Below are 17,955 nucleotides of genomic sequence, written 5' to 3' on the forward strand. Positions count from 1 at the left end.
GTATAGGCCAACCCGTGCACCAAATCAGAGCCTTGTTTTATCGCTCGCAATTATGGCTCGTCCTCGGGTTAGGGATGTTCTTGTTTTCGCATGGAAAATGGACCATTCCCATTTGCTCGTGGTTTGCGTTCGTGTTCTTGATCCGATTCCACAGGACCACCTCGCGCCGGTTGCTGGCATGGCTCACTCTCTGGGTGGGGATGTCGGTTTGCCAGTCGTTCATGTATGACGGATTGGTGCCCGTTCAAGGGCTCTTGTTCTATGCTGTTTGTTTGATTATAGGAGCCGTCTGGGTTTTTCCTTTCATCGTCGACTCGCTTCTTTATCACAGGTTCAACGGTTTTGCGTCGGCATTTCACTGGCCGTTATTGATGGTGACGATCCACTACTTTTTGGCTGCATATTTACCGAGCCTTGCTCATTCCCAGATTGAATACTTGTCGCTGATCCAGATCGTGTCTGTCACGGGAATGGGGGGACTTGTCTTCCTCATCTACTGGTTCGCGGCAACACTCAACCGGATCTGGGAGTCAAGATTTGAGTGGACCTTAGCGAGAAGAGAGGGTGCCATTTTCTTGGGCGTCCTGTTTTGTGTGTTGGTCTATGGCGAAGCTAGGCTGGCGTTTTCGAATAGTCAAGGAGAGACCTTGCAAGTCGCCATGATCAATGTGCAAAGGAATCGACTTGAAAGCCCTCGTGACTTCCAATCGGAAGTCGTGCGGGATCTCTTTGCTGTTAGCAAAAAGGCGGTTGAGGCTGACGCCAAAGTGATCGTTTGGTCTGAAGCCAACGTCGATATACCTCTTGACTATGAAGATGAACTGATTGAGATCGGGAAGGACTTCGCGACGGACAACCAGGTCTTCCTCTTCATGTCATTTCGATCATTCTCGACCCTCAATCAGAACGAAAACAAGAGCATTGGGATCTCGCCAAGCGGAGAGATTGTTGTCAACTATTTGAAATCCAATTTGATACCGGGTATCGAAGCACGAACAAGGAGAGGAGATGGGAAGGTCGCCATTTCAAACATCAATGATATTCGCACTGTGCATGTGATCTGCTATGACATGGATTTCCCGTCGTACATTCGGCAAGCAGGGAGGTGCAATGTCGACATCCTATTCGCCCCATCATCGGACTGGCGGGAGATTATGCATTTTCATGCAGTTTCGGCTAGGTTCCGCGCCGTAGAGAATGGCTGTTCGCTCGTGCGGCCCACGATTCAGGGGCTATCCGTTGCGACAGACCCCTATGGCCGAATGTTGGCTTACCACGATTTCTATTCAAGCGCCTCGAGGCTTGCGATTGTCGGAGTCCCTGCGCGCGGCGTGAAAACCATCTACGCCTCGTGCGGAGAGCTATTCAGTCTCATTTGCATCGTACTGTTTTTGGCATTAGTTGGATTGGCGTATCTCCATCGAGGCAGTGATGGTGTTGGGACCCGAAATCGCAGTTGTGCTCAGTGAAACGGTGCTCGTGCCGCGACTCATGTAGTAACCCAACATGGATCAACAGGATGGACAGGATAACACCCATGTATTCTGAAGATCCTGTGCATCCTGTCCATCCATGTTCCTGACCGTTCCTCGCATCAGCCGATTCTCTCTTGAGGCAAGCCAAGGCTTGTGCCGCGACTCATGTAGTAACCCAACATGGATCAACAGGATGGACAGGATAACACCCATGTTTTCTGAAGATCCTGTGCATCATATCCATCCATCTTCCTGACCGTTCCTCCCATCAGCCGATTCTCTCTTGGGTGTGACCGGCTCATCCTCGGAATGGTCGCTTGACCGAGGAATGTTGCTACAAGATGTTGCGCGAGCATTTTTTGGGTCGTCGTCTGAGTGTTTTCGCTTCTCGCATCCAGGTGGATAATAAGGGCAAAGCTTGGTTGCTGCGAAAAGGAGAAAGACGACTGAAAATGGAGGCTTGTGCCGCGACTCATGTAGTAACCCAACATGGATCAACAGGATGGACAGGATAACACCCTTGTATTCTGAAGATCCTGTGCATCATGTCCATCCATGTTCCCGACCGTTCCTCCCATCAGCCGATTCTCTCTTGGGTGTGACCGGCTCATCCTCGGAATGGTCGCTTTGACCGAGGAATGTTACTACAAGATGTTGCGCGAACATTTTTTGGGTCGTCGTCTAAATGTTTTCGCTTCTCGCATCCAGGTGGATAATAAGGGCAAAGCTTGGTTGCTGCGAAAAGGAGAAAGACGACTGAAAATGGAGGCTTGTGCCGCGACTCAGGTAGTAATCCAACATGGATCAACAGGATGGACAGGATAACACCCATGTTTTCTGAAGATCCTGTACATCATGCCCATCCATGTTCCTGACGCTGCTGACCGGATGTTTTAAATTGATGATCTCACCGCTCAAAAACTACCTTCGACGCAAAGGAGTCGGCAAAGCGCAAGACTCGGAGCTACGACGAATCATCAGTTACCTTGAATCCAACCGGGATCGCATGAAGTACAACGAGCATCTTGCTGCGGGGTTACCGATTGCAACGGGATTCATTGAGGGTGCATGCCGACACATCATCAAAGACCGAATGGAGCAAAGTGGTATGCGTTGGAAAGAGAAGGGAGCGGAGTCGATACTGAACCTCCGATGCATTGATGCAGGTCAGCTTTGGGAGATCAATATCGATCATCATCGAGATTTAAGCCTAGCCAAGTCTGGCAAGCAGCGACGGAACTTCTCGGAATGTTTCACATCAATGGCAGCTTAAGAATCGGTAAGACCGGTCACATCCGTGAGTTTCTTGCTCTTGCGGTGGCGAGACGTTAAAGTTGACGAAAAGATCGTTGAGGCTTGCCGCGATTCAGGTGGACGTTTAATTCGGAGTGAAATGGCATGGGGTTACTGACCTTTAGCATCAACGTCACCCTTGACGGCTGCGTCGATCACACGGAGGGGATCGCCAATGAGGAGACACACGCTTTTTTCACTCGCCTCATAGATGAGTGTGGGGCGATACTGTGGGGACGTGTGACTTACGAGATGATGGAGGCGTATTGGCCGGCGGTCGCGCGGGGTGAACAAGAGGCGCCGCCGGCGATGCGCGAGTGGGCGATCAAGCTGGAGGGGAAACCGAAATATGTTGTATCTTCGACGCGAACGATCTTCCCGTGGACCAATAGCCACCATGTCACCGGCGACTTGCTTACAAACGTGCAGAGACTCAAAGATGCGAGCCCGGGTGGTGTGCTCCTCGGTAGCTGCAAACTCGCAATCGAGTTGGACCGGATGAATTTGATCGACGAGTACCAGTTCCTTGTTCACCCCAGAATTACCGGTCATGGCCCAACTTTGTACCAGCATGGGCCATCTATCGCACGTCGGCTGGAACTGATCTCGGCGACGCCGCTCCAATGCGGGGTCGTCGCTATGCACTATCGTCGCCCTGGTTGCTAACAAACGGGCTCAAACAATGCAAAACCCATATGAACCCTCCGGTCATTGCTCTGGTGTTGATGGAATTGTTTTTGATCATACTAATAAATCTGGAAAAGGGGCCAGGCTTAGGACCGTTACTGAGCACTTCGGAAATGCGTAAAGCCTGGATGCTCATGGCATCGATGGTCGGCTGAGTTGGGATACCATCTAACGGGATGTCGCGTTCCAGGCGGATCTTGCTATGGTGAGCAAGCGACGAGGTGTGCGGGAAGCAAGCCGCGGCGTCGACGAGGCGTTTTTTTTGACTTGAAGACAATCACTTTCTCACGGTGGAGTACGTGAAAATGAATCTCAAAAGTTTTTGCTGCGATGCCAGACGTGCCGTCCAGTTTGGGAGGAATCGCTCGCAAGAGTGGCTCAAGTCCAGCTTGTTCCTTATAGTCTGCTTATCTGCGAGCTGCTTGGCCCAATCGTCGCTTGCTCAGCAGTCTCAGTTGAGATCCGGCGATAAGCCATCGCGATCAACGAATGGTGGGAACGTTGCCAAGAAGGCGAAAAACGCAGACCAGGAGGTGCGAAAGCCTGCTACGGTGGCGGAGGCAGCGCAAGCTATCGATCTCACCACTTTTCCACTTCTGCCCAATGTCTTGGCAATACATGCGAGATCGGTCTCGCACTTGGAATATGTGGTGGCTCTGAGATCGTTTGATGTGAAGAACGAGTATGAGTTTCAGCGTCGGAATCTGTTAGCCCGGCAATGGCAGGAACTGCCCGGTGGAGATGGTGAGTTCACTCGCTCGGGTTTCCATTTCTATGTAACGGTCCAGACGCATGACGAACCTGGCAAGGCGGTCGTGAAGCTGCAAAACCATGGGAACGTTAATGTGAGCAAATTACCGGTACCCAAGGGGGCAAAGTACATCAAAACGGCCTATAACGTGGCGGACTTTGAAGCCACCACGAGCGTCCAAGAGACGAGGGAGCTGGTTCGCACGTTGCTGATGGAGCAGGGATGGCAACCTTATGGCATGAGGGGTGATGCGATGGATATGAAGCAGAACGCGGTACTGCTAACTGCCTCGGTCACAAGCACGAGGAAGCCAGGTGTAACGAGGATCGCATACTGGACGACCCAGATGCCAGTTGAATTGCCGGTGCCTCCTCAATCCGATTCCATTCTGTTTCTATCCGATGACAATTGCCTGGAGCTGGTCGCCTTGGGCGGCATTGCGGAAATCGCTACATACTACAAATCCGCTCTCGCTTCATCGGATTGGAAGGCAACTTCGGAAGAGCCGAGTCGTGACATCAATTCTCAGCAATTCGTCCTGACTTTTTCGAACCCTGCTCAAGACATGATTCGATTGGGGATGAGTGAACGAGGCAAAGAGAAGACCCGAATCACCCTCCAGTACCAGTCGAAGGGAGAAATCGAAGCACTCAACCAGAATTGATAACAAAGACATGCACCGAAGATTCGGTTCGGATGCACACGATATTTGAGATCGTGCGAGGAAATCACTCAGTAGTGGTATTTTCTCCTGCAAAGGGAAATTATGAGTTGGCAGATCGCTTACTATGCTTTCTTAGTTTTGCCTGCATCGCTGTGGTGGTTCGTTGGCTATTGCGAGATTCCGATCGCATCGACCGGATACTCAAGGCACCGAAGACGAGTCGATGGCAGACGACTGGGAAGCACAGCAAACCAGCGATGGTGATCGTAACCCGTATCAAGCTCCGCGGTGTGTGCATCGTAGGCAGTAGGATCCGTCATCAGGATCTGCAGATGGGCCGGATGCGGTTAACTGTGCAGGGATGCGTTGAGGAAGGAGCGAACGGAAAGAGCGGTCGAATCGTAGGGGTTGTTGCGTGCAAAATTCTTCTCACTATAGGAGCAATCGCATCGATGAAGGAACCGATTGATGTTGAGCGATATGTTCGCGAATGCACTCGTTTCCAATGGCGAGTCCTCGCGATCGGCGTAGGAACTGTGCTGTTCATGGCGGCTTGTTTTGGCCTGGTCATTCCTTTTCGTGATCAAGTTATTCGCATCGTCGCCGATTGGTATGGAATGCCGACTCCGGAATTTGCAATTGGACTCACCCCTGCACCGTCCGTGATCGTTCTATTTGCCGCATTGTTCTGGTTGCATCGTAAATCGAATCAAATACCGGAATTGAATTGCCCTAGCTGCAAAAAGTTTATTGGTGGAATGCGGTACTTGATCGTCGCAACGAAATGCTGCCCGCATTGTGGAAAGAGGATACTTGAGGATGTAGCGTAGAGGCAGGAATCACCATGACATTTCGCACAGAGTTTTTGGATTGGGCGCGCGACGCATTCCCGGAGCTTGAGGTGGAATTTCAACGAGCGTCAGCACAGAGTCGCTTGTACTCGGCATTCCTGGCATTTCGCAATCACACACAAAGCGCGATCGACAATCAAGACAGCCGTCGAGTAGTAGAATTATTTGGTATGGCCGATCGTGTGCTGGCTTGCAGCTATCCAGAGATGCGGTCCCTCTTTCATGTCGTCTTTGTGGAGGATCTGAAATTCCATGACGAGCGAACCAAACGTTCGTGGGCTTTGAAGTTGCTTTCGCCATCCCTTCGATGGGAGCGTGAGCGCTCGTTGCCTGGTTTACCGCGAGATCAAACGTAGTACGATTGGCTATCTGTTGCCCTCAGGGGCTATCTTACTCCGTTGTTTAGCGTACGTGCCGTAGAGACGGCAAGCCATTGCTCACCGAATGCGTGTCAAGTCCGCCATGCAGGTTCGTTTTAGAGCGTTGGACGAATCGCTATTCGGCTTCTGCGAAGACGAATCCGGCTCGAACGGGAGGGGGCATTGGGGAGGAGGCGCCACGGACGCTTCGCCAAACGATCTCGCCCAGCAATAGATCGTCGGCGGCATCTTCCTTGGTAAAATCCAGTTCTTCCGATCGTTTCGCGCCCCACGCCAGGGGAGTATTGGTTTCGTATAGGTCTACATTGGGAGCAAGGTGCGTGTAGGGCTTGGGGTTTGCGCTATTTCCGAAGCTTCGATACATGGGTGTCGCCGCTGCATCGAATTGTGTCATGGGCGCCAGTCCGAGGATCAGTTCCATGGTTCGAAGCATGCTCGACGTAGTGTACAGGGTGGAGTCGACAGTCCCTTTTCGGATAAACGGGCTGATGGCGAGAGCGACCGTCCGGTGGGCATCGACGTGATCCGATCCGTTCTGTGCGTCATCTTCCACGACAAATATCGCAGATTTTTCCCAGTAGCGACTGTTCGAGATCGACTCCACGATCATTCCCAACGCGACGTCGTTGTCGGCGACCATCGCTGTCGGAGTTTTCTTACCGACGCGCGTTCCGCTTGTATGGTCATTACCAATGCGCAAGACGATGAATTGGGGGAGGTTGTCATTTTTTTCGAATTGAGCAAGCACCTCGGCAAATCTCTTCGCTCGGTCGATGTCCATGTAATCCAAGTCGTAGCCGCGGTACATCGGGTCATAGTGTCCTTCGAGCGCTGCGACTTTGGCGCGCGAGGGCTGCCCTATGACTGGCGCGTTTTCAATGAACTCACCAAAACTAAAGTAGTTTACGCCAGCCTTTTTGCATTGATCCCAAATATAGCCGCTCGATGGCGCGGCGATATCAACGTTTCCCTCTGACGGATAGCCGATTTTGCGGCGACCACCTCGGTAGGTGAGTGGCCAAGTACGTTCGACATAGTCGGTTGCGTAGGCGGCCATGGACCATTCGTGACCATCCGCGCTTACCTCGCTCTCGACGTAGAAATTATCGAGCAGCACAAACTCTTTTGCGAGAGAGTGATGATTTGGTGTAACTCTTTCGGGGAAAATGCAAAGATTGGGATCGCCATTTCCCCCTGCCACATCACCGAAGACTTGGTCATAAGTGCGATTCTCTTTAACGATGTAGAAGCAGTGTTTGATTGGGCTGGTTTCGCCGACTTGGGACGGGATGGCCGAGTCCTTGGCAAACTCTGTTGCGTTTGTTTTGTTGTCGGCTTGCAGTGGGCTGTTGGCGTAGGCGTCCTTGGTCCATCGCGCCATTTCTTCAGGAGACGGAGATGGGATGAAGCTCAACGTGCCTTGGAATAATCCTCCGATATACTCGCGAATCGTTTTGGGTGGTTCTTTGAGAGGGTTTGGGCCTGCTTCGTTATCCTTTGGGGTGATTCCCTTTCCGTTGGTGACGAGAATCGTGTTGCTGTCTTTTGAGAAGCGGACGCTGGTGGGATACCAGCCTACGGGGATGAAGCCAAGCGATTTGCTTTGACCTCGGGTACGGATATCGAACAGCGCGACATTGTTATTGTCCGCATTGGCGACGGCGAGAACGCCTCCATCGCCACTCACGGAGATACTATTAGGAGTACTTCCGTTCTTGGCTGTGTGGTAAAGAGACGTGCGAATGACTTCCTTTTGATTGCCGGTTGAGGTGTCGATGAGAACCACGGAATTGTCATCTGCGCAGCTCACCAGCAGGTATTTGCCTTCATCGAGGAACAGCATCTCTGTCGGGTGAGAGTGGACGTCCCAGGTTTGCGCGATCTGGCCTTTCGCTATGTCAATTTGAGCTACGGCAGCATGTCCCCAAAGGCTTACGTAAGCGAACTTATCGTCTGGTCCGATTACGACTTCGAATGGAAAGCTGTCTTTGGGCAAGTCGATCAATTTCGAGGAGGTCTGTTCGCCGTCCGACTTCTTGGATGGCACAAAAGCGAGCTGATGCGAATACATTCCGCAAACAATCCACTGGGCGGAGGGGGTATGGAAGTCAATGCCGGTGGCAACAAAGGTTTCCTTTGGTTCGACAATCTGAATGGTTTGGTCGGAGGAGAGGTAACCATTTTCGTGTTTGAAAACGTAGATCCTTTCGTCCTCGGCTCCTGTCACGAACAAGGTGTCACCCGTTTTTGAGAATCGCATTCCGTAGAAAGCTTGGTCGATGACAATGGAGGAGACTTGTTTCTTCGTGGTCGTGTCGACCATTCGCACTTCGTGTGCGCCATAGCCGGTATGCAGGATTGCCGCGAATTTGCCATCAGGGCTTATTCGAATGAGGGATGGAAAGTCACCCAAGGCCAACTGCTCGCCAACTGGTTTCAGCGACCAGCCATTGGGGAGGAGTGTTTGTCCATTGTTTTGAATACCGGGAAGTTTGATTGGCGATTGCGAGAGGGCTTCGGGTGTAAGAGTGGCAATCACTGTGATCGCGAGCAGTTTTGCAGCAGCCGTAAGGTGATTTCGAGAAGCCATCGCATGTTCCTAAAAGTGATACAAGTCCGTATTGAGCGCGTGATTGTATAATCGAGGCGAGAAACTCGATGAAGATGAAGTTAGGATTGCGAGGTGAATTGCTGAATTCAAGTGCTTGCAGGTGGTGGGGCCTGACGTCAATGATAGAGGCCTAGTGCTCGTTGACGACTTCCCCTCCTGCGCGCGAGCCGAGAGCTTGCCATACCTGTTTGTCGATGGCGGAGCTAATGAAGCTCACAGATCCATCCATCTTGAGCGAGTTCACTCCTCCATCGTGGTGGCTTCGGCTGGTTACGACTGCAAAGGTTGGAAGAGTCGTGGAGCGGCCCTCACGCGTTGAATTGAAGTCGATATCGAAGGTCTTACCGTCCACGGAATAGGGGACGACGGTGTTTGGCGAGAACGTCGTTGTGAAGCCCGTTTGGTGGACTCGAGCATCGACCCATTCGGTGTGTCCGGAGTCCGTTTTGAATTCACCACCGAAGGGGGCAATTTGAAGGGGCGATTCAGGGCGAAGGGTCGTCGAGTTGGGGTTCCCGCTATCGCGCAGATAGGGCGTAAAGGCCTTTACCTCTGCGATGCCTAAAGTGTTACTCGTTCCATCATGCATCTCAGCGATCCTTAGCGATCGATTCAACAAGAACACGCCGGTGCCGCGATCTCGAGGTGGTTGATAGATATACCAGTCACCTGCATTTGCCGCGTAGTTCAACGGGTAGTGGGTGAACGTGGGGCCATCGGGTCGTTCGCGATCGTTGGGTTCGCTGGGGCAAATCAAATAGGGAACTCGAGTTTTCGCAACGATTGGCTGTTGACTGATCGGGATAGAGAAGTCGATCAGGTTCTGAAGATTAGATTGTTCGCAGTAGGGGAGTAGTCGTGTGTGAAGACTCCAGTAAACCCCGCTCCCAAACTCATTGTAGTCACCTAGAGGTGGGAAACTCTTGCGGGCGGATTCGTGGTTATGGAGAGCAAGTCCCGTTTGTTTGAGATTGTTCTGACACGACATACGTCGTGCCGCTTCGCGGGCCGCTTGTACTGCAGGCAGGAGCAATCCGACGAGAATCCCGATAATCGCAATGACTACCAGGAGTTCAACCAGCGTGAATGCTTTCCTTGACACAGCGTTATTTCCTAAACGTAGTAGAACCGAAGAAGATCGTAGAGATACGCACCGAATTCGGAACGTATTGACGATCTTTCTCGCGATGCACTGTTTAGGAAATTTAATTAACGCTGTGAATGAATGGTATGAATGAGAGATTAACTTTCAGCAAATCATTTCTGGCACAGCTGTGCTCGATTTGCTAGGCCATAGCAAGACTGATCACTTCGAGGGTCGCCCATTTTTGAATCGTTTTCGGAAACCTATACCGATGCCACCTGCGAGTCCAAGGAGGATCATGGAACTGGGTTCGGGAACAGCGCTATAGTTCAAAACAATGTCATTGCCAACGGTTCCCCAGGAGAAACCTGCGGCCGAGCGAATACTCGCGAGCGAGTTGTTGCCGCTATCGGCGGATACGTTGATGCTACCAAACACAGAGTTTGTGGCTAAGGTTGGTGCAGAGCTATTGGCGTAGACCAACCATTGGCGATCCGTGTCCCAGAACGCATCGGCCCATTGGACCGTGGAACCGGTCCCGTTGAAGACCAGATTCGAGGTTACTCCGGTGTTGATGACAAGCGTTCCACCGGTGACGTCGATGGCGTCGAAGTTGGTACCGCTTCCGGTGTTGGAGTTTGCCACCAACTCCCAAGAAAGATCTGCACCTGTGTTGTAGGTCAAGCCTGCCAAGAATGTTTGGGTTCCCGGGCTATTACCGGGCGTGTGAGAACCTGAGATCGTGGTCGCCCCGCCGATCGTGCCTGACCCACCTAGCGATGCACCGGAGGCTACGGTGAGGTTTCCAGTCGCGGTCGATTGGTTGCCGTTGATGATCAGGGAACCAGATTGGACACTTGTCGCGCCGGTGTACGTATTATTACCAGAGAGGGTGAGAGCTCCGGATCCTTGCTTGGCCAAACCGCCATTTCCACTTACGACGCCCGAGAGCGTCAGGTTGGACGATGCGTTCGAGACACGCACCACGCCGCCCCCATCGTTGAGGGTCATCGCAGCGGAACGGGACGCAGTACCGCCGCCGTATTCTAGGGTGCCTGTTGTATTGGTGCCGCCAAGATTGATAGCGCTATTACCAAGGTTTTGCGTGCCCGCCAAGACAACGGTGCCATCGACGATATTGGTCACTGAGGTCAAGGCGATGTTGCCTTGTACGGTCACGGTCCCGGATGTGGTTTTTTCGATAACACGAACACCCCCGAACGTCGATTGGTTCGCACCGACTCCATTGAGCAATCCCGAGGTGAAGGATTGCGTCCCAGCAGCGTTGGTATTGATGTTTCCCGGATTGGTGCCTAGGCCATCAAAGAGTATTGTTCCACCATTCAAGTTTACACCGCCGATTTGTTCGCCGATGCGCATATCGAGAGTGCCACCCTCGTTGACGGTGAAGAAGGTCGAGTCAGGATGGTCCGGATTGTCCGTAGCACTCACACCGAATTGGAAGGTTCCACTGTTGTTGATCACAATGCTCGATGCTCCGAGATCTCCTCCTGCTACGTCTTGAAGGATGAAGCGACCGGCATTGACATTGAGAGTGCCTGTGAAGGAGTTGCTGTTGCCTTGGAAGCTAACCGTTCCGGTCCCGTTTTTGTTGATGGTATTGGTGCCGCTTACTGTTGCGCCAAAAACCAGATTTCCGGAGCCGTCCAAATTCAGTGTATTCGCGCCGAGGCCAACGGTACCGGAGAGGGACGCGACTCCGGTGTTGTTGTTTCGGATGGTTGCATCGCCATCCAAGGCAATAGGAGCTGCAAGACTGACATCGTTCGAGCGGTCAAAGGCTAAAGTTGTGCCCGCTGACATGTTCAACGATGAATTGGTCAGGCTGCCAGTTGTTCCACCTGCTCCGATTTGCAGTGTACCGCCTGCAAGGGTGGCGCTACCACTTTGACTGTTGTCTGTGGCAACAACCAGGGTGCCGGTGCCGGATTTCGTCAAGGTCCCCGCTCCTGCAATGGATCCAGTACCTTGGAACGAGTAGTTATTGGCAGAGTTGTTCACGACCACCGAGCTAGGAGCCACCGCTCCTTGAAGGTTGACCGCGAAATTTCCGGATGCGGTATCGTCGAAAATAACCGAGTCGGTTTGAATGAAATTGGTGGCAGCTAGCGATGTTTCCAATCGCCAGTTGTTCGTGCCACCGACGTTTGCCGCAGTGCCCACGTCCCAGTTTGCGTCGGTTGCCCCGCTCCATTTCACGTTCTCGCTCAAGGCGGTCACATTGAGGTCGATCCTCGTATTGGTCGTGTCATAGATGAGCGATCCCGCAGTGCGGCCTTGCAATTGAAGATTGAATCCTGAATTGATTGCTCCCCCGTTGTAATCGATCAGAGTAAAGCTACCCAAGGACATGGGCTGAGTATTCGATACACTTAGAGTACCACCAGCGATGAGACCATCCGATGTAGCAACAACTAGCAGAGGTGCGGTGGGCAAGGTCGCGGTGTTGAGTCCAAATTGGAGAGTGGACGCAGGTGCAGATAGGTTCAGCGATTGAACTGTTAAGGAACCAGTGCCAGCGCCGCTTGCTATCGACAAGGTGGCATTATTTCCGACGGTGAATTCCCCTGCTGCCGTGGTTGCGATGGTTCCTCCATTGGAAGCGGTTGGTGCCAATACCAAGGTTCCCTGTTCGACGTTTACGAGGCCTGTGTTGGACAAGCCACCGGTCAAAGCCAAGGTTCCCGAGCCCGTTTTTGAAAGGGGGCCTGCGCCATCGAATGCACCGCTTAAAGTCAATTGAGTTCCTGACTCTGCAACATGAATAGCGCCTCCTCCTGCCTGGAGAGTGAAAGCGCCTGCACGGGTAGCTGTCGTACCTTGATAGTCGAATGTCCCTGCTGTCGATCCGTCGCTTGCGCCCAATCGCACGGCTGCAGTTCCAAGGTTCGAAGCGCCGAGCATGGACAAGGTGCCATCAAGAATATTCAGACGACCAGTTCCGGTTGTAATGGAGACATTTCCTCCGAGGGTAACGGTACCGGCCGTCGTCTTGTTGATAGCCGTATTTCCGCCGACCGTAAAATTGCCTCCAGTGAGGCTGCCGCTCGTCCAGTTCTGAGCGGTAGCTCCCGACAGCGTCATGCTTCCCTGTTGAAGGTTGACGACACCGCCGTTCAGGTTGACACCTCCAAAGGTCTCCCCCTCCTGCCAGTTGACTGTCCCGCCGGTATTGACCGTGATGTATGTCGAGTTGGGTAGATTCGGGTCTCCAACAGTGCTAGCTCCGAATTGGTAGGTACCTCCATTGTTCACGACGATCGAGACAGGGTTGAAATTGGTGGTAGCAATCCCTGTCGAGCTGTTGACGAAGGTGCCTTGATCGATGACGAGAGTACCAGTAAATCCGCTGTTGTTGCTGTTGTGAATGAACGTTCCTGTACCCGTTTTCCGCATGGTGCCAGCCCCAGCGAAGAGACCGGAAAAGAGAGCGTTCCCAGTGATGTCCAACTGAGGATCGGCACCCGCGAGAGTAAAAGTGTTCGCAGCCGCACCAGCGATGGTGACGGTGCCTGTGCCCGTGTTATTGACCGTGATCCGATTAAGAATGAGGGGGCCAATGTTATTGGTTGTCGCATAGCTTTCCGCACCGGTCGCGTTGAAGACCACTTGGGTGGTGTCCGAACTGACGGGTAAGGAACTCCAGTTGCTCGCCACATCCCAATTGCCGCTTACTGGGTTTTGCCACACGCTCTGGGCTTGTGCGACACCGGAAGAATAAGCAGAGATGACGAGAAGTGTGCTCGAGAGTAACCCCTGCAAAAGCTTTCTTTTGTGCTGGAGTATTCTCCCAAGAACTCGACGCCTTCTCCCTTGTTGCGTTCTGCTTTCGCGCTTCATCACTCACCCCGTGTCGATCTTGTTACCCGATGAAAATCAATGAAACGGCAGAATAGTTCTGCGTTGCATCCCCTACAATCGTCAGAGAATGAAGATTCGATCAAGAATGCATCGGCACAGAGAAAGTCGGCGTCGCGAGCGTAGGATGGTTGGTGTGAACACAACGATCCGCCAACGTATTTGTTGCCGATTGCCGATTTCGCTCCTCGAGCCGCGATGCGAATCCCTTCCTGCTGCGTTGAACAATTCAACAAGGAGTTGGCTTGGTTCGAGGGTCGCACGAGGATCGATCGTTTGATCCGTTTTCATTGTTCGGAGTGGTCTTGATGAGCAAAGTAACCGAGCAAGTTTTGGCAGTCTTTCGCGAGCGAGGGTCGGGGCAATACGGCAGCGAGTGTGTCTCTCAATTGGAGCATGCCATTCAATGCGCGATGCTCGCCCAAGCGAGCGGCGCCGATACGAGCTTGGTCGTTGCTGCGTTGCTGCACGATATAGGACACATCCTCGACGATACAGACTTGCCGGATTCTGACGATGAAGATTTGGACGATTCGCACGAGGAAAGGGCTTACCCGTGGTTGCTACGTACTTTCGGTGTAGCAGTTGCTGATCCAGTGAAACTTCATGTCGCCGCTAAGCGTTATCTTTGCACTCGCGACCCATCGTATGCGACGCATCTCTCTCCGGCATCCTACAAAAGTTTTCTTGATCAAGGTGGAGTCATGACGGAAGGCGAGCTCCAAGCATTCGAACGCGAGCCGTTTTATCGAGAAGCGTTGCAATTGCGCAAATGGGACGATCTCGCGAAAGTTGCCAGCATGCCTTTGCCGGACATTTCAAGCTTCAGATCCCTGATGGAGGAGTGTCATTCCATCATGGATTGATACAGAAAGACTTTTGGCGGGTGTTATAGCTTGATCCCAACGCGAATGTTGGACTTGTCTTTGGCGGCCACGAATGCTTCGGCGATGGATGCGAGTGAGAACCATTGCGTAACGAGCGTTGCGAATGGGAAGTTTTGGTGATTTGCGGCCAGGAATTCGACTGCGTCGCGTAAGTTGGAGGGATCGTAGTTATGGATGCCGACGATCGTAAGATTGCGCCGTGTTAGTCGCTCAACCCCGAGCTCAATGGGAGCGGATGGGAATACGGCTCCTGCTGAAACGATCGTTCCACCAATCCGAGTCGAATCCATCGCTGCAAGGAACGACGGATTGGCTCCAGATAGCTCAAGGCTGTAGTCGAATCCCTTCCCGTTCGTCATCGATTGGATTTGCTCGTTCAACTCGGCAGGGGGAATCGCTTGGTTTGCACCAAACGCGAGAGATAGTGAACGTCGTTCCGGATCGACATCGATGCAGAGAATGGAATCGCAGCCGCGCGATTTTGCCATCGCACATGCGGTCAAGCCGAGCATGCCGGCGCCGAAGATAAGGATCGATCTACCACGATATTGGGTGATCGGCTTGAGGGCAGCTACGATCGTTGCGGTTGCACAGCTTGTTGGGCAAGCAACTTCAAGGGGCAAATGTTTCGGCAGTTGCACGATGCTGGTTCCTTGAACCAGCAAGCAATGTTCGGCGAATCCGCCGAGCAGTTCCTTTCCGGGGCGGAGAGCTTCATGCCCATACTTGATCGCATGCTCGCACTTTTGAGGAAGGTCTCGTTCGCAATAAAAGCATTGACCGCAATGGGCGACAACACCCCACACCACGCGATCCCCCATGGCAAGGTTGGCGCCATTCAGGTCCATCGGGGGAGTTGGCGAACCGAATGCGACAATCTCGCCAACAATCTCATGCCCTAGCACCGTTGGAATCGGGACTTTTCTGCGGCATTCCAGACTGTGGAGATCGCTGCCGCAGACGGTACTTGCGAGGACTTTGACGAGAATTTCTCCGGGGGCAAGCGTTGGGATTTCGAAAACCCGTCGCTCCACGCTGGATGGGACACCCGAGAAGACGGCCGCGGTGGATCGATTCATGGCGAAGTGGGTGAGGTTGGGTACGGCTTAGGAGAGGAGGGAGGTTTTCTGCTGAAGTAATATGCAGAAAAGCCTAGGGCGAACAAGGCGAACAGGCTACCAGTCCAGCAAACGGATTCCAGCAACCAAAGCGAGTTTATCTGTTCTCGCCACATGTTCTTCGTAAGCATCACTGCGACGTATCCCAGGTAGCCATAGGCATCGGCGAGATACATCAGGAAGGCTAGGGTTCCCACTTCTCGATTCATCGCGATCAGTCTCTCGAACACCGTCGTATGGATCATCACGTAGGGCAAATAAGTCCCTAGTCCAATGAGAACCATGTACGCCAAGGGGCTGAGCCATGACATTTGCCGTCCGACTAACGCTCCGATCATGACGAGAAATCCAAGTGCGCAAATTGCCAATGACAAGAAGAAGACCCATCGGTGGTCTTTGAATAGCACCGTAAAGCTGCTTGCAGCAAGGACCCCGAGAGCGATCCATAATTCTGAAATGGTAAACGTGCTTGGCACCATCTCTACACCAAGCTCATCCCAAATTCGATCGGCAAAGTCACCGCGAATGCTACGAATGATGGTTAGAAGCAGATAGATCGCGATAAGGAACGAAAGACCAGCAGCATATTTGCGAAACAGGGCGACGCGATCTTGGCGGCTCATTGCCATACGTTCGACTCGCGATTGGACATCCCTTTGATTGGGAGCTGGGATACGCGCCAGCATTCCCACGAAAATAATCAAGGGAATCGAGAAGCATAGGCCGGTCATGAATGGCATCCAGTGCTCGTCGACTCCTGCATCAAACAGAGAACGTCCCGCCGACTTAGTAAATCCATCAGCCAAAATGAAGCTGGCGCATAGTCCAGCTGCAAGGAACTCGGTGAGGTTGCGCCCTTCGAGAAATCCGAGCACTAACCCAAAGACCATACCCAAAGGGAGTCCATTTAAAAAGAGGCAAGCAATCCCCCAAGGCTTTGGAACGATGGCGAAAAGGAGCAATGCAAACTCGGCGAGTGCGATGAGTAGGAGGATCGCAACCGCTCTTCGGGAAGCGGGCAGCTCCGATACGACCTTGATTCCGACAAACTTCGAAATCGTGTATCCGATGACTTGCGAGGAAACGAGCCACTCTTTGTAACCAATTCCCCAGGGGCCTAGGCCGGCGAAGGGGGCTGCCGTGAAGGGCTTGCGGAACGCGTACATGCAGAAGTAGGTGCCGAATGCAGCAGCAAGAGCCCAGAACGCCGTACTCCAATCGAGCGTGTTACGCGTTGGATATGAAGTCGATGCGTCCACTGCAAGAATTCTCATGGTTGAGTAGGGGATGGCGAGTGCGACGCAAATCGTAGGCAGAGAAAGGAGGCTCGATGAGCTCCGTTGAATGGCATTCATGAAAACTTCATCATTGCAATCAGAAGTTTGGTAAAGTGATCGCGATGTGGGTGCGTGACAGGTTTCGGTGCAATGAGGGGATTCAAAAGCGACATGGTGATGGAATCGAATCCGGGGGTTAGGCTCGTTGTTTTTGATTGGGCGGGGACTGTGGTTGACTTTGGATGTCAAGGACCAGCGAAGGCATTCGTCGATGGTTTCGCACAAGTTGGGGTACCGGTGACCATGGCGGAAGCGCGCGGTCCCATGGGGTTGGCCAAAAAGGAACACATCCGCCAGATGTTGTGCATGCACTCCGTTTCCACCCGATGGAATGAAACAAAAGGGAGGAGTTGGACGGAGTCAGACGTGGAGGACATCTACCGTTGGGTAACGCCGATGCAAGTGGAGGCCGCAGGAAGACTTGGTCGTCCGATCGATGGGGTCGTGGAATGCGTTGAGATGCTTCGGAGTCGAGGTGTTCGAATCGGGGGTACGACAGGATACTTTCGAGAGGCCGCCGACGCGGCGAGGGAAGAGGCGGCCCGACATGGATATAGGCCCGACGTGAGCGTTTGTGCTGACGAAGTTCCGGCGGGAAGGCCAGCGCCTTGGATGCTCTTTAGGGTCATGGAATTAACCGGATGCTATCCCGCCAATCGAGTAATCAAAATCGGCGATACGAAGGCAGATATAGAAGAGGGGGTGAATGCGGGCGCTTTTTCAGTCGGGGTTATCGACAGTTCCAACGCAATGGGGTTGTCGACAGAAGATTTCCAAAACCTGGATTCTCATCTCTTAGAAGAAAAGAGAAATCATATCCAGAACGATTTTTTACGAGCAGGCGCGCATGCGACGATCTGCAATCTCTCGGAGCTTCATGATCTTCTGGACAATGTTTACCCTCGATGGTTAGAAAGCGTCTCTCGGTAGGAAGGAAT

At 52.7% G+C, this 17,955-nt stretch carries 13 protein-coding genes; 8 read left to right on the forward strand and 5 right to left on the reverse strand.

Annotation, left to right across the window (positions count from 1 at the left end):
• Positions 1-14: 14 nt before the first annotated feature.
• From SH467x_RS11510 to SH467x_RS11535, 6 genes are all read left to right on the forward strand, one after another.
• Entirely contained in the window at positions 15-1,469 is a 1,455-nt protein-coding gene (locus tag SH467x_RS11510) for a nitrilase-related carbon-nitrogen hydrolase (protein WP_482367266.1), read from the forward strand.
• Between the two features lie 871 nt (positions 1,470-2,340).
• The gene (locus SH467x_RS11515; RefSeq protein ID WP_482367267.1) at positions 2,341-2,748 is read left to right on the forward strand and encodes a hypothetical protein; all 408 of its coding nucleotides are present in this window, start codon (positions 2,341-2,343) and stop codon (positions 2,746-2,748) included.
• Between the two features lie 125 nt (positions 2,749-2,873).
• Positions 2,874-3,434, forward strand: a complete 561-nt coding sequence (locus SH467x_RS11520; RefSeq protein ID WP_482367268.1) for a dihydrofolate reductase family protein — start codon at positions 2,874-2,876, stop codon at positions 3,432-3,434.
• 326 nt (positions 3,435-3,760) lie between these two features.
• Positions 3,761-4,870 carry a hypothetical protein gene (locus tag SH467x_RS11525; RefSeq protein WP_482367269.1) on the forward strand — a complete coding sequence of 370 codons (1,110 nt, stop codon included), beginning with the start codon at positions 3,761-3,763 and terminating at the stop codon, positions 4,868-4,870.
• 107 nt (positions 4,871-4,977) lie between these two features.
• Positions 4,978-5,700 (forward strand): hypothetical protein, encoded by a 723-nt coding sequence (locus SH467x_RS11530; RefSeq protein WP_482367270.1) that lies wholly within the window; start codon positions 4,978-4,980, stop codon positions 5,698-5,700.
• Between the two features lie 14 nt (positions 5,701-5,714).
• A complete protein-coding gene (locus tag SH467x_RS11535; RefSeq protein WP_482367271.1) occupies positions 5,715-6,077 on the forward strand; it encodes a DUF7674 family protein in 363 nt (120 codons plus the stop codon).
• A 139-nt stretch (positions 6,078-6,216) separates the two neighbouring features.
• Here SH467x_RS11535 and SH467x_RS11540 read toward each other — a convergent pair whose 3' ends face one another.
• From SH467x_RS11540 to SH467x_RS11550, 3 genes are all read right to left on the reverse strand, one after another.
• Positions 6,217-8,691 carry a bifunctional YncE family protein/alkaline phosphatase family protein gene (locus SH467x_RS11540; protein WP_482367272.1) on the reverse strand — a complete coding sequence of 825 codons (2,475 nt, stop codon included), beginning with the start codon at positions 8,689-8,691 and terminating at the stop codon, positions 6,217-6,219.
• 151 nt (positions 8,692-8,842) lie between these two features.
• Positions 8,843-9,814 (reverse strand): DUF1559 family PulG-like putative transporter, encoded by a 972-nt coding sequence (locus tag SH467x_RS11545; RefSeq protein ID WP_482367273.1) that lies wholly within the window; start codon positions 9,812-9,814, stop codon positions 8,843-8,845.
• A 204-nt stretch (positions 9,815-10,018) separates the two neighbouring features.
• Positions 10,019-13,579, reverse strand: a complete 3,561-nt coding sequence (locus SH467x_RS11550) for a beta strand repeat-containing protein (protein ID WP_482367274.1) — start codon at positions 13,577-13,579, stop codon at positions 10,019-10,021.
• Positions 13,580-13,983: 404 nt separating this feature from the next.
• Here SH467x_RS11550 and SH467x_RS11555 point away from each other — a divergent pair, with 404 nt between their 5' ends.
• Positions 13,984-14,541 (forward strand): phosphonate degradation HD-domain oxygenase, encoded by a 558-nt coding sequence (locus SH467x_RS11555; protein WP_482367275.1) that lies wholly within the window; start codon positions 13,984-13,986, stop codon positions 14,539-14,541.
• 23 nt (positions 14,542-14,564) lie between these two features.
• Here the strand turns inward: SH467x_RS11555 and SH467x_RS11560 are convergent, their stop codons facing one another.
• Both SH467x_RS11560 and SH467x_RS11565 read right to left on the reverse strand, forming a co-directional pair.
• Positions 14,565-15,641 carry a zinc-binding dehydrogenase gene (locus SH467x_RS11560; RefSeq protein ID WP_482367276.1) on the reverse strand — a complete coding sequence of 359 codons (1,077 nt, stop codon included), beginning with the start codon at positions 15,639-15,641 and terminating at the stop codon, positions 14,565-14,567.
• Positions 15,638-16,954 carry a DUF5690 family protein gene (locus SH467x_RS11565; protein ID WP_482367277.1) on the reverse strand — a complete coding sequence of 439 codons (1,317 nt, stop codon included), beginning with the start codon at positions 16,952-16,954 and terminating at the stop codon, positions 15,638-15,640. The genes SH467x_RS11560 and SH467x_RS11565 overlap by 4 nt, the downstream gene beginning before the upstream one ends.
• A 153-nt stretch (positions 16,955-17,107) precedes the next feature.
• Here SH467x_RS11565 and phnX point away from each other — a divergent pair, with 153 nt between their 5' ends.
• Positions 17,108-17,947, forward strand: a complete 840-nt coding sequence (gene phnX, locus SH467x_RS11570) for a phosphonoacetaldehyde hydrolase (protein ID WP_482367278.1) — start codon at positions 17,108-17,110, stop codon at positions 17,945-17,947.
• Positions 17,948-17,955: the final 8 nt, after the last annotated feature.

Origin of the sequence: Brakhagea slesvicensis, from assembly GCF_052161625.1 — a bacterium.
In the GTDB taxonomy this organism is placed as follows: Bacteria; Planctomycetota; Planctomycetia; order Pirellulales; family Pirellulaceae; genus JBKCUI01.